This is a genomic window from Macrococcus sp. 19Msa1099 (genome assembly GCA_019357535.2).
Taxonomy (GTDB): domain Bacteria; phylum Bacillota; class Bacilli; order Staphylococcales; family Staphylococcaceae; genus Macrococcoides; species Macrococcoides psychrotolerans.
Map to the genome: position 1 here is coordinate 1,285,490 of CP079955.1, position 18,871 is coordinate 1,304,360.

The 18,871-nt window shown below is 37.2% G+C and carries 22 protein-coding genes and 1 tRNA gene; all 23 read right to left on the bottom strand.

The genetic code is table 11. From position 1 onward, the window contains the following. Positions 1–31: 31 nt before the first annotated feature. Positions 32–2,263: a DNA internalization-related competence protein ComEC/Rec2 gene (locus KYI10_06735; GenBank protein QYA32090.1), complete on the bottom strand. Its 2,232-nt coding sequence runs from the start codon at positions 2,261–2,263 to the stop codon at positions 32–34. A gap of 12 nt (positions 2,264–2,275) precedes the next feature. Further along, entirely contained in the window at positions 2,276–2,737 is a 462-nt protein-coding gene (locus KYI10_06740; protein QYA32091.1) for a ComE operon protein 2, read from the bottom strand. A 57-nt stretch (positions 2,738–2,794) separates the two neighbouring features. Continuing rightward, positions 2,795–3,460, bottom strand: a complete 666-nt coding sequence (locus KYI10_06745; GenBank protein ID QYA32092.1) for a helix-hairpin-helix domain-containing protein — start codon at positions 3,458–3,460, stop codon at positions 2,795–2,797. A 78-nt stretch (positions 3,461–3,538) separates the two neighbouring features. After that, positions 3,539–4,255 carry a class I SAM-dependent methyltransferase gene (locus KYI10_06750; GenBank protein QYA32093.1) on the bottom strand — a complete coding sequence of 239 codons (717 nt, stop codon included), beginning with the start codon at positions 4,253–4,255 and terminating at the stop codon, positions 3,539–3,541. Then, positions 4,255–4,608: a ribosome silencing factor gene (gene rsfS / locus KYI10_06755; GenBank protein QYA32094.1), complete on the bottom strand. Its 354-nt coding sequence runs from the start codon at positions 4,606–4,608 to the stop codon at positions 4,255–4,257. The genes KYI10_06750 and rsfS overlap by 1 nt, the downstream gene beginning before the upstream one ends. A 12-nt stretch (positions 4,609–4,620) precedes the next feature. Then, positions 4,621–5,187 carry a bis(5'-nucleosyl)-tetraphosphatase (symmetrical) YqeK gene (gene yqeK / locus KYI10_06760; GenBank protein QYA32095.1) on the bottom strand — a complete coding sequence of 189 codons (567 nt, stop codon included), beginning with the start codon at positions 5,185–5,187 and terminating at the stop codon, positions 4,621–4,623. After that, positions 5,165–5,743, bottom strand: coding sequence for a nicotinate (nicotinamide) nucleotide adenylyltransferase (gene nadD, locus KYI10_06765; GenBank protein ID QYA32096.1), 579 nt, complete (start codon positions 5,741–5,743; stop codon positions 5,165–5,167). The genes yqeK and nadD overlap by 23 nt, the downstream gene beginning before the upstream one ends. Next, on the bottom strand, positions 5,743–6,036 hold the full coding sequence (gene yhbY, locus KYI10_06770) for a ribosome assembly RNA-binding protein YhbY (protein ID QYA32097.1): 294 nt from the start codon (positions 6,034–6,036) through the stop codon (positions 5,743–5,745). The genes nadD and yhbY overlap by 1 nt, the downstream gene beginning before the upstream one ends. Positions 6,037–6,047: 11 nt before the next feature. Then, a complete protein-coding gene (gene aroE / locus KYI10_06775; GenBank protein ID QYA32098.1) occupies positions 6,048–6,833 on the bottom strand; it encodes a shikimate dehydrogenase in 786 nt (261 codons plus the stop codon). A 10-nt stretch (positions 6,834–6,843) separates the two neighbouring features. Beyond that, entirely contained in the window at positions 6,844–7,941 is a 1,098-nt protein-coding gene (yqeH, locus tag KYI10_06780) for a ribosome biogenesis GTPase YqeH (protein QYA32099.1), read from the bottom strand. A gap of 112 nt (positions 7,942–8,053) precedes the next feature. Next, positions 8,054–8,124, bottom strand: a tRNA-Gly gene (locus KYI10_06785). 78 nt (positions 8,125–8,202) lie between these two features. Next, positions 8,203–8,727, bottom strand: a complete 525-nt coding sequence (locus tag KYI10_06790) for a YqeG family HAD IIIA-type phosphatase (protein QYA32100.1) — start codon at positions 8,725–8,727, stop codon at positions 8,203–8,205. 217 nt (positions 8,728–8,944) lie between these two features. After that, positions 8,945–9,631, bottom strand: coding sequence for a 5'-methylthioadenosine/S-adenosylhomocysteine nucleosidase (mtnN, locus tag KYI10_06795; protein QYA32101.1), 687 nt, complete (start codon positions 9,629–9,631; stop codon positions 8,945–8,947). 57 nt (positions 9,632–9,688) lie between these two features. Then, positions 9,689–10,165 carry a transcription elongation factor GreA gene (greA, locus tag KYI10_06800; GenBank protein ID QYA32102.1) on the bottom strand — a complete coding sequence of 159 codons (477 nt, stop codon included), beginning with the start codon at positions 10,163–10,165 and terminating at the stop codon, positions 9,689–9,691. A gap of 22 nt (positions 10,166–10,187) precedes the next feature. Then, the gene (gene udk / locus KYI10_06805) at positions 10,188–10,808 is read right to left on the bottom strand and encodes a uridine kinase (protein QYA32103.1); all 621 of its coding nucleotides are present in this window, start codon (positions 10,806–10,808) and stop codon (positions 10,188–10,190) included. Beyond that, positions 10,808–12,070 carry a U32 family peptidase gene (locus tag KYI10_06810; protein ID QYA32104.1) on the bottom strand — a complete coding sequence of 421 codons (1,263 nt, stop codon included), beginning with the start codon at positions 12,068–12,070 and terminating at the stop codon, positions 10,808–10,810. The genes udk and KYI10_06810 overlap by 1 nt, the downstream gene beginning before the upstream one ends. A 23-nt stretch (positions 12,071–12,093) precedes the next feature. Then, positions 12,094–13,017 carry a peptidase U32 family protein gene (locus KYI10_06815; protein QYA32105.1) on the bottom strand — a complete coding sequence of 308 codons (924 nt, stop codon included), beginning with the start codon at positions 13,015–13,017 and terminating at the stop codon, positions 12,094–12,096. Positions 13,018–13,028: 11 nt separating this feature from the next. Then, positions 13,029–13,652 (bottom strand): O-methyltransferase, encoded by a 624-nt coding sequence (locus tag KYI10_06820; GenBank protein QYA32106.1) that lies wholly within the window; start codon positions 13,650–13,652, stop codon positions 13,029–13,031. 175 nt (positions 13,653–13,827) lie between these two features. Further along, positions 13,828–14,964 (bottom strand): endolytic transglycosylase MltG, encoded by a 1,137-nt coding sequence (gene mltG / locus KYI10_06825; protein ID QYA32107.2) that lies wholly within the window; start codon positions 14,962–14,964, stop codon positions 13,828–13,830. Between the two features lie 15 nt (positions 14,965–14,979). After that, entirely contained in the window at positions 14,980–15,291 is a 312-nt protein-coding gene (locus KYI10_06830) for a DUF1292 domain-containing protein (protein QYA32108.1), read from the bottom strand. Between the two features lie 15 nt (positions 15,292–15,306). Then, complete coding sequence (ruvX, locus tag KYI10_06835; protein QYA32109.1) at positions 15,307–15,726, bottom strand: Holliday junction resolvase RuvX; 420 nt, start codon at positions 15,724–15,726, stop codon at positions 15,307–15,309. Further along, entirely contained in the window at positions 15,719–15,964 is a 246-nt protein-coding gene (locus tag KYI10_06840) for an IreB family regulatory phosphoprotein (GenBank protein ID QYA32110.2), read from the bottom strand. The genes ruvX and KYI10_06840 overlap by 8 nt, the downstream gene beginning before the upstream one ends. A gap of 79 nt (positions 15,965–16,043) precedes the next feature. Then, positions 16,044–18,668, bottom strand: coding sequence for an alanine--tRNA ligase (gene alaS / locus KYI10_06845; protein ID QYA32111.1), 2,625 nt, complete (start codon positions 18,666–18,668; stop codon positions 16,044–16,046). Positions 18,669–18,871: the final 203 nt, after the last annotated feature.

Consider the following 18,871-nt stretch of genomic DNA (forward strand, 5'->3'; position numbering starts at 1 on the left):
GCACACTATCGTGCCATTATTGCTCGGGTTTTTATTTATTATCCTTTAATTCCTTGCGCATCGTAGAGATTTCATTTTGGCCTAACTTTACTGTTATTCTGCCATCTGACTGCGTATTATAAATCAGCTTATTATACTCAATTAGTCGTTTGATTGTCTCTTCATGCGGATGACCATACCTGTTGTTTCGCCCGGCAGATATCATTGCTGTTTTAAATTCACGTTTTAATAGTGCATCACCTGTACTTGTATCGGATCCGTGATGGCCAATCTTAACGATATCGATCCTTGATGAAATATGAGCCAGCACCTCTTCTTCCTGCGCTTTGCTCAAATCTCCCGTCAGCAATGCATTGACTTTTTCTCCTTGAATAAATGTGACGATGCTTTCGTCGTTAATATCATCCCCTTTACTTGCTGTAATTAAGTCAATCCCAGCTATCTTGACCTCTGATTCATCGAATATTGGAATGTTGTATTGATGAGCAATCGCTTGAAGTGATGTGTATTTCGGTATCGATGCAGCTGTTTTATTTATGATAATGCGCTTTACAAGCTTTAATTTTATAAGTTGTTCTGCTTCTCCGATATGATCCAAGTCTGGATGTGTCAATATTAAATCATCGATTTGTGTGATCCCTTTATGATATAGGAATGGTACGATAATTTTCTCACTGATGGAACGTGCGTCTCTCCGTTTCTCCCACCCTTCATTGAAATCAAACTTACCGCCGGTATCCACCATCACAACTCTGCCATTATATTCAATAACAATACAATCCCCCTGCCCAACATCCAGAACATGTAGTGCGTCTTCATTTTGTATGCGACTAATAAGAATAAGCGCTATACATAGACATATTGCAGTCACTTGAATACGGGGTTTCTGATGAAATAAATAATAGATTACGCCTATCATGATGACATAATAGATTATATGCTGTGATTTAATAACAAGTGGCAATGCATGTAACGACAAAAATTTTTCTACACATATATCATGGAGTAAGAATGCATAGTGGGTCAATGCGTCCAGTATCTCCGGTATAAAATTAAACAACATTAAACAAAGTAAAATGAAAGTACAAAGCGGGAAAATAACGAAAGAGAAAAGTGGTATAAATAAAAGATTAGTCAACAATCCGATAAAATAGACGATATTGAAATGATAAAAAAGAATGGGTAACGTTGCAACTTGTGAAATGAAATTGGTTAATAAAAAAAGTTTGATTGGCGTTAATTCATAGCTTTGTAATATGAAGATAAACGAAAAGCAGATAATATAAGATAGTTGAAATCCAATGTTAAAGATTATAAAAGGTGTCATTATTAAATTTACGATAAATGTAATTGCGAGTGCATCGAGCATCGAGATAAATCTTGGCTTCACCAATACGAATGCCATAAATAGTGCTGCACGCACAACGGCTGGTGCTTCTCCTGTCAATATAACATAGCCCGGCAGAATAATTAATATCATCAATTTGCTTATATGTAACGGTACATAAAGTCGTTTAAACAAATAATAGAGCTGAACTGTAACCAGTGCAACGTGGCTGCCGCTAATCGCATAGAGATGATAGATGCCTAATGTTTTCAAATCATTTAATGTCTTATGATCTAAATATCTCGTATCGCCTGTAGTCAGCGCCGTGATATAGGCACCGTACTTTAATTGCACCATCTGTTCGCCTAAGTGATAGCGATACAGACGTATGTGATCCAATATCGTTAACGGGTGTTGTCTGCATGAATCAAAATTAACCTCTTCGATTGTAAGTGTGCCTTTATAGGTGCCATAATATAAATATTCATCATAATGAAATCCCGGCTGATTTGTATTCGGCAATGGCGATTCAGCTGCACTACTGAATGCACATTGCTGATAGATGTGGATTCCACGTTTAAGACGTAATTGTTCAGCTTGATCTTTAATCCTATAAACGAACTTATACGTATCGTTATCAATGACAATATCACCCATCATCAAGTTGCCATCCACTTTAAACTGCGTTGTAAAATAGCCGGTCGTATTTATCTTAATATCCGATTGGTCATTAAACTGAGTAACAATCCGGCTGAATGAATGGCTCTCATAATAAAGGTACGTACATAAAAATAATGCTGCATAAATATAAATAAAGCGTGATAAACGCTTCTTATAGATAATCATTATCGCTACGAACATCAACATAACGCTGCTTAAATAATCGTACTGACATAAAACTGCAGATATCACTACAAGAACTGCAATTAAGCCCACATATCCTCCGTTCTACATTTGTTCAAAATAATGGACAACATGATGTGGATTAAAGTCAATCTTCTCAGTATCAACGTGATTCTTATCCAGCAGTTCTATGGCATAAGGATGATTCTTATAATCCTCTGCATAGTAAATTTTCTTAATGCCTGCCTGAATGAGTGACTTCGTACAATGAATACACGGAAAGTGTGTGACATAAATATCAGCGCCTTCAGTCGTTACACCCATTTTAGCGCATTGTAATAATGCATTCATCTCGGCATGTATCGTTCTGATACAGTGTCCATCTTCAACATAGCATCCTGCATCTATACAGTGCACTTCACCTGATACTGAACCGTTGTATCCACCTGCGATAATACGATTATCCTTGACAATTGTTGCACCGACACTGAGTCTTGTACACGTTGAGCGTAATGCTAACAACTGACTTTGCGCCATAAAGTACTCTTTCCACTGTATACGTTCCATAACATCCACTCCAAGTCATTTTGATACAATTGTAATATGATATTTATGCTAAATCAATCATACTTCTATATATTCCTTTAAACTTTCATATGTCTTGTCTCCTATACCTCGTATTTCTTTAATTTCTTCGATAGCTTTAAACCCTCCGTTATCTGTTCTGTACTTAATAATATCCTGCGCTTTCTTCGGACCAATTCCAGGTATTTCCTCAAGCTCAGACTGTTCTGCCTGATTAATATTAATCTTACTCTGTACGTTGCTTCCAGAATTACTTTCAGGATGCCCCCCGGTATTCTGATAGAGCGTATATTTGTCCGTCTTCACTTCACCTTTAAATGGAATATAGATCACAAGGGCATCACGTACTTCTTGAGATAAGTTCACTGCCTCCAGATCTGCATTCGGCAGTACTTCAGCATGTTTTAATATATCATGTACACGCTCACCTTGCTGTGCATCATAGACACCGCCATACTTGACAGCGCCTTTCACATCAACTTTAATATTCTGTGCTGCACTTTCCTCAGTCTCTTCTTCCTTCTGTAAGGCTACCTCAGAAGTTTCAGCCGGTTGTTGTATTTCTTCCTCACTAATTTCTGTACTTGATATTGATTTCATCAATACAATCATCCCAACGATAAAGGTTACGATTGTTAATCCGATCATCTGCTTGTTTACATTGTATCTGTCTAGTAGCGCCCCGAAATTTAATAATTTCTGCAAAAAAACACCTCCTGAATAGTTATATCAGGAAGTGAACAAAATCTCTTATTTGTAACAATTTAAAATTTATTTTATCTATCATCGTTTTTTTGCGACAAAAAATACGCGTTCTACGTCGTCAGTTTCTGTCACTTGCGCTTCATTAAAATCAAAGAATACTCTCTCGATATCAAATCCTGCCTGTTCGAGCTGCAACTTATAGAAATCAATCGGGAACGTACGTTGTTCATGAGATTCATCGAATCTATCATAACGTGTTCCATCTGATACGAAAAAGGTCATATCATGATACACAGAAAATGGTGTCTCACCTTTAATGGCATGCCATATATACACAACGTCTGATAGATCGTCACTATAGGTTGCATTATTGAAGTAGCGCTCAAACTTCTGAACACTATGCACATCAAAAATAAATGTACCTTCACGTTTCAGATGCGCATACACATTTTGAAATGTGCGGGCTATAGCATCTTCATCTTGCAGGTAGTTTAGACTGTCACATAAACACGTAATCGTATCGAATGATTTCGCAAGATTAAGTTCAGTCATATCCTGTGTAATAAATTGTGCATTGCCTACATTATGCTGAGCAACAGCAAGCATATCCTCACTTAAATCGACACCGACCTTTTCATTGGCAGTGACGAGCTGCAATAACTTTCCTGTCCCCGTCGCAACATCTAGAATCGAGCCCTCTGCTGGGATATATCGCTGAACGATCTGTGCCCAGGTGTCATAAGGCTGATCATACATAAATCGATCATAGATGTGCGCAAATTGCCCGTATTCCATTATATCGTTTCCGACTCGTACGTAATGATTTCCTGATCTCGGAATAATTTCTCTAAATTATAATAATCACGTTCTTCATGATGGAAGACATGCACTACAACATCTCCAAGATCCACAAGTACCCAACGCGCTTCATTAAATCCTTCCAGACGGTTAACTTCAATGCCATTCTTTTGTGCTTCGTCTTTAACTTCGCGTGCAATTGCTTGTACTTGTCGATCAGAATTTCCCTCACAGATTACAAAATAATCCGTAATACCCGTTACATCTGCGACATTTATACCAATAATATCTTCTGCTCGTTTGTTATCACATGCATTAAATGCAAGCTCCAATAATACTTTACTATTCATTAAATCCATCCTTTATCTTTGTAAATTATAATAATTAAGACATTCAATCGTTTTCGGATAAATTGTCTTATCATTTTCAACTAAATAGAGTGTCGTACGTTTTGAAATTTCATATATTGCTTTGTCTAAATTTTGCTCGTTATACACGATGTCTCTAATCTCATCAACACCAGGCTGTGTTCTACCCGGCTCAATATAATCACTCACAAATATAATTTTTTCATTTAATCTCATCTGCTTACGGCCACAAGTGTGATGATAGATCGCATGATATATTTCTTCATCTTCAATATGATGTTCATGCTTCATAATTTCAGCTGCAACAGGTCCATGTAATATTTCTGAGTTGTAAGCCAGTAGTTCATTATCAAGTTCATAATGTGTCACTGCCTGATAAAGTACGCTTAAATCATCATACTTTGCATAATCGTGCAATATCCCTGCAATATCTACGACATCTTTGTCACCACCGAACATTTCAGCGAGTTTAACACCTGTTTCAGCAACACGTAATGAATGTTCAAATCGCTTCTTAGGTAATTTCTCTTCTACTAATTTAATCGCTTTTTTTCTCTTCATATAAGTGCTCCTCTCTAATATACTTCTCTACATCGTCTAGTAGTAAGCATTTCACTGACTGTCCATTAAGCATACGCTTTCTAATATCAGTCGCACTCACATCCATCCTTGGCAATGTAAAAGGTATAAAAGGCTCTCTTAAATTCAGTTCATCACGCGATCTGTTCACGACGATGAACGATGCAAGTGAAGTAATTGCTTCTAGATTGTACCATTTATCAATCGCTTCGTACTGATCATATCCGATTAATATTTTTAGCGTGCAATTTTTATACTTTTCCTTCAAATATAAAACAGTATGATACGTATAACTCTTTCCTGACTGCTCTATTTCAAACGTATCAATTTCACCGAAAGTTAAATATTCAATCGTCTGTTCTATCATATTTAACCGATGTTGATCTGATACGTTTGGTCTTGATGTTTTATGCGGGCTTTGTCCTGCTGGCATGAAGATAAATTTATCTGGTCTAAACTGCTGATACACTTCATTTGCAACAAATGCATGACCAATATGAACAGGATCGAATGAGCCACCGTAAAGTATGATTTCCATTAGCGTGGGAGTTCTATTTTTTTATGATTTACTGAAGGTTTATACAGAATAATTGTCGAACCGATGACTTGTACAAGCTCCCCGTACACACGGCGCGCAATTGTTTCTGCAAGCTCCTCTTTATCATCCATATTATTCTGCAATACACTGACTTTTATGAGTTCACGTTTTTCCAGTACATCATTTAATTGCTCAATTAAGTTATTGCTAATACCACCTTTACCAATTTGAAAGATTGGGTCCAAATTATGAGCTTTTGCGCGTAAATATCTTCTTTGTTTTCCTGTTAACATAATGTGCTCCTTTATAAATGATTTATTACAGCTTGTTTCATCGCTGCTTTATTCGCTTGCTTACCAGTCCATATTTCATAACTCAGCGCACCTTGATTCACAAACATATCAAGGCCGTTGATAATCTTTAATCCTCGTTGTGCTGCACTTTGCAGTATCGGTGTCGTGTCAGGTGTATATATAATGTCGCATACGACAGCACTTGACTTCAACTGGGCTATATCGATTAAAGTCTCCGACATAAATCCCTCCATCCCGACCGGTGTCGTGTTGATAACAATATCCGCTTGCTGAATGATCACGTCACTCTCCTCATACTTGTAAGCGTCTATTTGAAACGGCCAGTCTGCAACACGATTACAATTTCTGTTCAGTACAGTAACTTTATTATCTTTAAATAACGTATAACATATCGCTCGACTCGCACCACCAGCCCCGAGTACGACAATATTCTTTCCACCAATATGTTCCTCTATAGATGCTTTAAATCCTGCACCGTCTGTATTATAGCCATACCATACACCATCTTTAATGTGCACCGTATTAATTGCACCAATCATCTGCGCTTTTGTGTCTACTACATCCACAACTTGCAACATATCCACTTTATACGGAATCGTAATATTAAAGCCGTCAATGGCCTTCTCGTGAATAATATCTCTCAAATGATGAAAGTGTTTCGGATCGATGTGAAGTGCAGTGTATTCATCATCAGTTTGCAATGCTTTGAAATTGGCATGGTGCATCAACGGTGATAGTGAATGTTTAATAGGATGACCTATAACTGCAAATTTCATAATGTCACCTCTACAATATGCTCGGTCTTAAATATACATCAACTTGCTTCGGTGCATGTACGATGATTTGCGCACCTTTATCCACCGTAATAAAACCGAGGCCTGAAATAATGATATCCTGTTTCTCTTCTTTCACAGATAACTGAACTTGCTTCACATTATCAAAATCAAATTCGCCACTACCAGGAGGTACTAATAGTTCACCAATCTGACGATGCCACAAACTTTGCGCATTATCTGTCTTTGTTCTATGAATGTTCAGTAAATTGCTTACGAAACAGTTTAAGCTTCTTCTACCTCCAGACACATAATCAACGCGTACTAAGCCTCCTAGAAACAACGTCTGTCCTTCGTTTAACTGGAAGTTACGAGGCTTGATTTCTTGTTTTGGCATAATTACTTTGAGTTCCTTATCAGTAACGTAATGGGTCATCTGGTGTGCCTGGATGATACCCGGTGTATCAAACAGAAATGAATGTTCATCGAGTGGAATATCGATTAAATCAAGCGTTGTGCCCGGGAAGTGACTTGTCGTAATAACATCTTTCTCACCCACGCTCGTCTCAATCAATTTATTAATTAAAGTCGATTTACCGACGTTTGTCGTCCCTACAACATAGACGTCCTGATTTGATCTTAAAGTTTCAATCGACTCAAGCAGTTCTTCAATACCGTGATTTTTCTGTGCCGAAATTAATACGACGTCATCTGGATTCATACCAAGTGCTTTCGCCTGTTTTTCAATCCATAGTTTTACACGGCGTTTGTTAATCAGTTTCGGTAATAGATCCATTTTGTTCGCAGCAATGATGACCTTCTTATTACCTACGATACGCTTTAATCCGTTAATCCATGAACCTTGAAAATCAAATACATCTATCACATTAACAATGATTCCTTGTTTTTCGCTCAATGCATTTAACATCGTTAAAAAGTCATCGCTTGTCATATTTACGTCCTGAATCTCATTATAATGCTTTAATCTAAAGCAACGTTTGCATATGACGTCTTCTTTCTTTAAACTTGAAGCAGGTACATATCCAGGTTTATTCTGATCATCTGACTGAAGTTCTGCACCGCAACCGATACATTTCATGTGTTCACTCAAATTATATTCCTCCATTATTAAACTCACTATTGTATATTTTATCATAAATGATGTTATTAGTATTGCAAGTCACAATAAAAAAGGACGAGACATACGTCCCATCCTATTTAGAAGCGGGTGATCGGAATCGAACCGACAACATCAGCTTGGAAGGCTGAGGTTTTACCACTAAACTACACCCGCATATATCAACTTTGTAAGATAATAATACAAAAATTATTTTACAAAGTAAAGGATTAATTTTACATTATCGATATAAAATTAATCCTCCCACGTGATATATCCCTTTTTCTTAAAGTACGCTAAAAACTTACGCTCCATCATACGGTTCACTCTCGTTTTCCATTCGTCGTTTGCTTTGACCGGGACGACCATAATAGAATAGAATCCATTTGAGTTGGCAGCTAGAACATCCGTCATCATCTGATCACCGATAACAACTGTTTCTGCCGGTTTCACATTCATCGCCTTTACAGCCTTCTTAAATGCTTGTCCCATTGGTTTACGTGCTCCAAAGATATAATCAACTTCAAGTGGTGTTGCAAACGTTGCTACACGTGCTTGATTGTTATTCGACACAATCGTCACTTGAATGCCTGCTTCACGCATACCATTGAACCATTTAATCACTTCAGGCGTAGCAAGTTCAACATCCCAGCCGACTAACGTATTATCGAGATCAGTTATTATTGCCTTTACACCTCTGCCTGTTAATTCTTCCGGCGTAATTTCAAATACTGACTTTGCATACTTGCTTGGTAGCAAATATTTTTTAAATATTCCCATGATACACCTCTTATATTTATTACATTTATGATACCCACTATTCCTTCTGTAAAACAAAAGAGCGAACCAAACGATTGATTCGCTCTATACAACTTATTCGATTTCTTGATTTGGAGCGTAATCTACTTCAGTTCCATTATAGATTACAAAACCGATAATAGAAGTTGCAATCACTGCTAATGCCATAATAAATATCATATATAAGCCCCCTAGCTTATTATAATGTCTCTAATAATGATTTTACAATGTTAGAACTTGATACGCAAGCTACTTTTAAAAATTGCTCGAAACTCATCTCAGCTTCACCATTTGCTAAATCACTTACAGCGCGCGTAATGATGAATGGTGTATTAAACTGATAACACGTCTGTGCAACTGCCGCTGCTTCCATCTCAACAGCCATTGCGTCAGGAAACTTCTCTAATATCGATGCTTTCATCTCAGCTGAGCCGATAAAGCTATCTCCTGAAACGATTAAACCCGTTTGTGCAGTATAGTTATGTTTGGATATCGCACGTTTAGTTTTATCTATTAGCATGTCGTCTGCTTTATAAGTTTCAGGCATCATCGGCACCTGACCTTGTGCATACCCAAATGCAGTTGCATCTACATCATGATGCAGAACATCTGTACTCACTAATACATCTCCAACCGTAAGTCCTGAACCTAAACCACCTGCACTACCTGTATTGATAATATAGTCTGGTTTAAAATTAGAAATCAGTAAAGTTGTACAAATGGCTGCATTCACTTTACCGATACCGCTTTGCATCAGAACAACTTCCTTGCCCAAAAGTAAGCCTCTATAAATTTCAACATGTGCAATTTTTTCAGTCGTTAAGTTTTGTATTTCACTTTTTAAAATTGCAACCTCTTCTTCCATCGCACCAATAATACCAATCATAATTTTCCTCCACATAAAAGGTTCAAAGGACACCTGCTCAACCTTTTCAACATTTATTTAGCTAATTTCAACAATTTTTACTCGCATTTCATTACCGTTTGGAAGCGGCACGTTCACTTCATCGCCAACTTTTTTACCAAGTAACGCTTTAGCAATTGGCGATTCATTAGAAATCTTACCTTCAAATGGATCAGCTTCTGCGCTACCGACAATCTTATATGATTCTTCTTCATTTCCAGGTACTTCTGCAAATGTTACAGTTCGACCGATTTGTACCTCTGACTTTGAACCGTCATCTTCAATGATTACAGCATGACGTAACATCATTTCGATTTTTGTAATTTCCTGTTCAACGAAACCCTGCTCATCCTTTGCTGCATCATACTCAGAGTTCTCAGACAAATCACCGAAGCTACGCGCAACCTTAATTTTTTCTACAACTTCAGGACGACGTACTGTCTTCAAATGTTCTAATTCAACTTCTAATTTGTCAAAACCTTCTTGTGTCATTGGGTACTCTTTTTGCATTTCCATAAATAATCCTTCTTTCCTAATTCTAAACTTGAATTAATGATTGTATTTTTGTTGTCATTATATCGATTGCAACTGAATTACTTCCACCTTCTGGAATGATAATATCAGCATATTTCTTGGTTGGCTCGATAAACTGATTATGCATCGGTCTTACCACCGTCAAATACTGATCGATAACAGATTCCATCGTGCGTCCGCGATCTTTAATATCTCTGACGATACGACGCAGTATTCTTAGATCGGCATCGGTATCTACATAGATCTTCACATCCATGAGGTCACGAAGATCGCTATTTTCCAGTGCAAAAATGCCTTCTACTATAATAACATCTTTTGGTTCAAATGTAATCGTTTTCTCACTTCTTGTATGATTTGAATAATCATATGTCGGAACTTCTACCGTCTTACCATTACGCAAATCTTTCAAGTTTTGAATGAGCAGTTCATTATCAAACGCAAAAGGATGATCATAGTTTGTTTTTAGACGTTCTTCAAAGGTGAGATGATCCTGATTTTTGTAATAGTAATCCTGCTCAATGAGAGCAACACTATATCCTTCTAGATTCTTTAATATCTTAGATGTCACGGAAGTTTTACCTGAACCTGATCCTCCCGCAATGCCGATAATCGTCGTTTTGCTCATCAGTTCAGTTCCTTCCTCATCATATTCATCGGATAGACCGGATGATCTACTTTAATTTGTACAATTTGTAACGGGTGGCGGGCAGCATCTAATACATTGCCCTCTTCATCGACAATTTCAGTTACAACTTGTCTGAAATTTTCAATTTCCGGACCGAAAAATTCAATTTCCTGACCTGGTTTAAAGTTATTACGTTGCTGAATGGTCGCAATTTGAGTTGTTTCATCATAGTCTAGTACTAAACCACAGAAATCATATGGTGTTTTCTTAGATTGCTCGTGTCCAAACATCTGCTCTTCAAATCCTGGTACACCTTCAAAGAAAGCAGAGGCTGTATCACGGTTCGCACATTTATCAAGCTCGACTAACCATTCTGGATCAATCTTAAAGTTTTCCGGGTCATTGACATAAGCATCAATGACCTTACGATAAACGGATACAACCGTTGCAATATAATGGATTGATTTCATACGTCCTTCAATTTTAAGTGAGTCAACACCGATATCAATCATCTTCGGAATGCTTTCAATAAGCTTCAAGTCTTTTGGACTCATTGCAAATGGTGTTACGTTATCTCCTTCATAAGCTACATCCAGTTCACCATCATTAACTGTAATAAGATCATAATCCCAGCGACAGCTCTGACAACAGCCACCACGGTTTGAGTCTCGTGCTGTCATATGGTTACTTAATGTACAGCGCCCAGAATATGCAATACACATTGCACCATGAATAAACGCTTCAATCTCGATGTCTATTTTCTCTTTCATTTCTTTTATTTCTTCTGCGCTAGTCTCACGTGCTAATACAACACGCTCTAACCCTTCAGATTTCCAGTACTCAACGGCTTTAACATTCGATAATGATTGCTGTGTTGATAAATGGATTTCTAATTTCGGTGCGACGCGCTTACACGTCTCAATAATTAACGGGTCTGCAACGATAATACCTGTTGCCCCAGCCCCTTCTAACTTCTGTAAATATTCTTCTAATCCAGGCATGTTCTCGTCATGAGCAATAATATTTGTTGTTATATATATTTTTGCACCATATCGGTTGGCAAATTCAACGCCTTCTTTGATTTCTTCTATTGTAAAGTTATCAGCATTAGAGCGCAGACCATACTCCTGTCCACCTAAAAAGACAGCGTCGGCACCGTAATGTACTGCTATTTTTAACTTTTCAAGGTTTCCAGCAGGCGCTAATAATTCCGGCTTTTTAATTTTTGGTTGCTGATTGATGATTTCCATTTCAGTTTTCATATTATCATTCCTTAATTTCCATATTAGTAAACAGTTTGTTTAAATAAGAATCCTTGATCAAGTGGACGATGTTCAGGCTGGATTTCTTCAATCATATCGATTAAATCAAACTTCGCATCATCATATAGATCAGGGTCTTCGTTAAATAGATCGATTGCCTGACGGTAAGCTCTCGTTACTGTCGTAATATAATCTTCACTATGCAATACACCGTCAATCTTAAAGCTATCGATATCTGCTTCAAGCAGCTCTTCTAATTCTTCGATGACGCAAATATCGTTTGGACTCATAATATGCGTTCCATTACTATCTTCAAAGATTGGATATTTATTATTACGCTCTTCATCATATAACAGCATGCTATCAGCTTGTGCTCTATTCTCTATCTTCATTACTTTATCTTGATACATAAAGTAGTTCCCGAGTAAATTACGTTTTGACTGGAACATACATGTCATTCCATGCACCTGCACTTCTATCTCAACATTCGCATGCGTTTTAATATTCATTACTTCTTCTAATGAGAGTTCGCGTGCTAGCACTGCGCGATTCGCGCCACGCTCACCCCAGTAATTGCATTGGAAATAATTAGTTACGAGCGTCTCTTGATTCCACTGTAATGGAATCGTATTTCCAAGTTCGCGTGCATACATGACAATCGCCGGATCACCGAAACTAATCGCATCAATGTCTAATGTATGCAGATACTTCATATAATCTTCAACATCATCTAAATGTTCATTATGAAATAATCCATTAACTGCTACATACACCTTCTTGCCATGTGCATGAATTTTCTCAGCAGCAAGTCTTACTTCTTCTCTATTAAATTCACCGGCAAGTCTTAATCCAAACTTTGACTCACCTATTAAAAATGCATCAGCACCCGCTTCAATTAATGCATCTATATGTAATAACGATTTTGGTGTTACTAATAATTCTGTCATTGTGTTCTCCTTTATTTCTTAATTGATATGCTCATGCCATCGCCGATATCAAGAAAGTTTGTATCATAATCCGGGTGTTCACTTAACCACGTATTATATTTTTCAATTTTACGTACCATCTGTTTTACATTTCTACTGCGTACAATTTCAATATTACCAACAAAATCATGATATAAAATGTTGTCCGTAATAATTAATCCCCCTTGTCTTACGAGTGGACTGTACAGTTCAAAAAACTTCATCGACTGTGCTTTTGCGGCATCGATAAACAATATATCATACTGTCTATCATTTACATCATGAAATGCTTCAAGTGCATCTTTGTATATCGGTCTAATCTGCTTCGTGTTAAACGTCTCAAAATTTAACAACGCTGTTTGATACATTGTTTCATTACGTTCGATCGTCGTAACATGAATCGCATCATCTACAGAAGCAAAATGCAAAGCACTATATCCAATTGCTGTACCTATTTCAAGAATAGATTGCGCTTTATGAATTCGAATCAACTGTTTAACAAATTCTACAGAAATCTTATCCATAATTGGCACTTCATTATCAATTGCATATTGAATTAACGTATCAATATCATTTACTGGATTTAAATTACTGATATATGTTGCTTCTTTAATCATCTAAACAATCCTTTAACGAAAAAATTACCAACCACACGGCTGGTAGTAGAAAATTTATTTTCAAAGTATTGTATCACATTTTAGTAGAAAATGTAATAGGTAATTCATTAACAAACGTTATGTATATAATTAAAATCCGGTCAATGACGAAAAGTCACCACCCGGATTTTAATTATTAATTTTCAACACTATCAATATGTTTATCTTTTTTCTCTAAATGTTCATCTAATGTTTTAGAGAAATAGTTTTTCCCGTCTTTATCTGCTAAGAAGTATAAATAATCCGTTTTCGCCGGGTTTAATACACTTTCCATAGACGCAGTACCGCTCGTTGCAATCGGTCCAGGTGGTAATCCTGTGTGAATGTACGTATTATAAGGGGAGTCCACTTTTAAGTCTGCTTCATAAGTTACTGCTTTATGCTTTCCAAGTGCATATAGTACAGTTGGATCTGTCTGCAGAGGCATTTCAGGATTTTCACCCATACGATTAATAAATACTGATGCAATTTTCGCACGGTCTGTTAATCCTGTCGCTTCACGCTCCACAAGAGAACTGAATGTTAAAAATTCATGGAAAGTAAGTTTCCTTTCTTTGCCTGCTTCAGTAATAATAATACCGCCATACTTATCCCATAAAGGAAAGGCATTATGCTCCATGGCAGTAAGCATCTTGTCAACAACTTGTTCAACCGTTGGGTTCTCTTCAGTAAAATCATACGTAGCCGGGAATAAATAACCTTCTAGAGGGGACTTGATATCTTTAGCTAATACTTCATCTGTAACTAACTTCGGATGCTTCTGCATCATCTTTTTAACAAAAGTTTTATCATTTACAGTCTTCATAAATTCTTCCTTAGAGATATCCGTCTTCTTAGATACGATATCAGCAATTTGATCCATCGTCATCCCTTCAGGCACATTCATCTTGAATAGTACAGGTAGATATACTTCACCTTTTTGTAAGCTCTTTGCGATTTGATCATAAGTCATTGAGGGTGAGAATTCATAATTCCCTGCCTGGAAGTTAGAAATATTATTAAACTTTAAATAATATTTGAACATCTTACTATTCTTAATGATTTTCTTTTTCTCTAACTTTTCTCCAATCATCGTTGCCGTTTCACCCGGAAGCACTTCAACTTTCGTTACCGTCTTATTTCCTGGATCCAGTGGCTTTTGACTTGCATTAAAATATATAAAGCCTGCAATACCTAATACAACAGCGCCTAATAAAATAATACCAATGATAATAGAAGAAAGAAGTTTAGAGAACGTCTTTGAATCTCTAATTTCTTTGTTCCTGTTTGTCATCACAGTCTCCTTCTATTATTCTCCGTCAAAGTTCGTATTTACAACTTCTTCAATCATATCCCACTCTTCATCTGTTTCAACTGGTAGTAATTTACCACCTTCACCGTCTTCACTAGGCTCATTAATCATAGGAATTAATTCAATTTCTTCTTCCTCATCTGCGCCTTCTTCAGCTAAGATAATGTATGTCTTCTCAAATTCAGGGTGATAGAATTCTAATAGTTTACGGTATAATACTTCGTTACCTTCTTCATCAAATAATGTTAATAGCTCTTCTTCGTTATTAATATCTAATGTTCCTTGGTTTAATTCATTGTTTTCTGTCATGTTTATCATCCTTTTCTATTTAGAGTTAAGATAACCTTGCAGTATAAATACTGCTGCCATCTTGTCGATTACTTGCTTACGTTTCTTACGTGATACATCGGCTTCAAGCAAACTACGCTCAGCACCAACTGTAGAAAGTCGCTCATCCCACATGATGATATCAAGTTCAGGACAACTTGACTTTAACATTTCACTAAAGTGCAGTGATGCCTCTCCACTTGGACCAATCGTGTTATTCATATTTTTAGGGAGTCCGATTACCGCCGTAGTTACATTATTTGTTTCTATTATTTCTTTAAGTGCTTCAATTCCATAATCTTCATTCGCTTCATCGATACGGAGTGTTGTTAAACCTTGAGCAGTCCATCCCATAGCATCACTAAGAGCGACACCTATAGTCTTTGAGCCGACGTCTAGTCCTATTGATTTATGCATTGGTTTTCTCTGAATTGATATAACTTGATACAAGTTGTTCCATAATTTCGTCACGGTCTAATCTGCGAATTTGATTACGTGCATCATTATGTCTAGGAATATAGGCTGGATCACCCGATAATAAATAGCCAACAATCTGATTAATCGGGTTATATCCGCGCTCTTCCAGCGTATTGTAGACATTTAATAATACGGTGCGAACTTCTTCTTTGGGTAAGTCTTCGATGTTAAATTTCATCGTCTTGTCAAATTCCACTTGAAACACTCCTTTTAGTATGACCTGATACACATTCATCATACTATAGATAACATTTTAATTACAATTGATTAATGTAACTATTAACGAATTGTAATGCTTTCGTAACGTCTTTAGGGTTCGGCGCTCCGCCTTGAGCTGAATCTGGGCGTCCGCCACCTTTACCTTCAGTTTCCTGTGCCACTGCTTTAATTAAGTCTCCTGCTTTAACTTTATCCGTTAAAGCCTTAGGAACGCTCGCCATGTAGCTTAATTTATCTGTTGCAACGACTAGGAAGATGACTGCATCTTGTACTTTCGATTTATAGTCATCCATAAGTTCTCGTAACATTTTAGCGTCTTGTACTTCTACTTCAGTACTTAACACTTTTATGCCATTGATTTCTTTAATATTATCTGAGATATCACCCATCTTTAAAGCAGAAATTTCTTTATTCAACTGAACAATTTGTTTTTCTTGCTCTTTCATCACTGAAGTTATCTCATTTACTTTTTCAGTTAACTGTTCTTTAGCTTTTACTTTTACAACTGGCAATAACGTATCTACTGTATCCACAAACTCAGATAAGTAATTAAATGCTGCTTTACTTGTAACAGCTTCAATACGACGAACACCTGCGCCTGTTCCAGATTCGGATACAATCTTGAACAATCCAATTTCACCTGTATTACGGACATGGACACCACCACATAGTTCGATAGAATAATCACTCATTTCAACAACACGTACAATGTCCCCATACTTTTCACCGAACAATGCCATCGCACCTTTTGTCTTTGCTTCATTAATCGGCATCTCGTTGATTTCCACATGTATGTTCTGCCAAATTTTTTCATTAACAATTTGTTCAACTTTTGCAATTTCTTCTTTTGTAACAGGTCCGAAGTGCGAGAAGTCAAAACGTAAACGCTCAGGCGTAACTAAAGATCCTGCCTGATTAACGTGTGTGCCTAACACATCTTTTAAGGCTTGATGCATTAAATGTGTTGCACTGTGGTTTTTAATGACGAATGTTCTGAATTCTGCATTCACCGCTGCTTTCACTGCAGATTTCGTTACTTTACCAAAACGCACTGTACCTGTGTGTAAGTTTTGACCGTTCGGTGCTTTCGTAACCTCTGTCACTTCGATTTCAAAACCTTCACCTGTAACAATACCATTATCTGCAACTTGCCCACCACTTACAGCATAAAATGGCGTTTCTGCCATGACGAACTGCACATCAGAACGGTCGTCTGCTTCTTCTACTTCAACACCATCCTGTAATAATGCAGTAATGACAGTATCCATCGTTAATGTATCGTAACCGACAAACTTACTGTCAACTTTAATATTCGATAACACCTCATTTTGTACTTGCATACTTTGTGTCTTCTGACGTGCTTCGCGGGCACGTGTACGCTGGGCTTCCATCGCCACTTCAAAACCTTCATGATCAACTTTCACGCCCGCCTCTTCAGCAAGCTCTTCCGTTAATTCAACAGGGAAACCGAATGTATCATACAGTTTGAAGACATCTTCACCCTTTAAGACATTGTCAGAAGCTTTAGCACTATCTTTAAGTGCATTGAACTGCACTAAACCTTCTTCTAAAGTTTCATGGAAACGATCTTCTTCAGATTTCACGACTTTCTTGATAAAATTCTTATTCTTATCAACATCAGGATAATATGGTTTCATAATGCTAGCTACAATGTCAACAAGCTCGTACATGAACGGTTTATTAATATCAATCTTCTGTGCAAAACGCACCGCACGACGTAATAAACGACGTAACACATAGCCTCGACCTTCATTTGAAGGCAATGCACCATCTCCTATAGCAAAGCTTACCGTACGAATATGATCAGCGATGACTTTGAATGCAACATCATCTTCTTTATTATCGCGATATTTACGCCCTGAAATTTGTTCTGTTGCTTCGATAATCGGCATAAATAAATCTGTATCATAGTTTGTCGGAACATCTTGAGAAATAGACGCCATACGCTCTAATCCCATCCCAGTATCTATATTCTGCTTTGGAAGCGGAGAATACGTATGATCTGGATTATGATTGAATTCAGAAAATACTAAGTTCCATACTTCTAGATAACGCTCATTCTCTCCACCCGGATACATTTCTTCAGCTGGATCATTTTGGCCATAGCTTTCTCCACGATCATAGAAGATTTCAGTATTTGGTCCGCTTGGTCCTTCACCGATATCCCAGAAATTACCTTCAATACGTGTGATATGGTCATCTGTTAATCCGATATCATTGACCCATAAATCATATGCTTCTGTATCTTCCGGATGGATCGTTACATATAACTTTTTAGGTTCAATGGCCATCCATCGCTCGCTCGTTAAGAATTCCCATGCAAATTCAATCGCTTCTTTCTTAAAATAATCCCCAATCGAGAAGTTCCCGAGCATCTCAAAAAATGTATGGTGACGTGCAGTGAATCCAACATTCTCAATATCATTCGTACGAATCGATTTTTGTGCGTTCGTAATTCTTGGATTACGTGGAATCACACGTCCATCGAAGTATTTCTTAAGGGTCGCAACACCCGAATTAATCCATAATAATGTATCGTCATCAATTGGCACTAATGGTGCTGACGGTTCAATCATATGACCTTTCTCTACAAAGAAATCTAAATACATCTGTCTTATTTCTGCAGCTGTTAAACGTTTCATCTTATCTTCTCCTCTAGTTAAAAAAATACACGCTCTCCCTAAAAAAGGGACGAACGTGTTCGCGGTACCACCCTAGTTATGACAAAGTCATCACTCATTCGTTATTCACTTACAACCATTAAAGTAGCTTCAGCAGACGTACATCATATCTCTCACCAGCCGATATGTCTCTATAAAAGTACGGTTTGCTTACTCACCTTTAA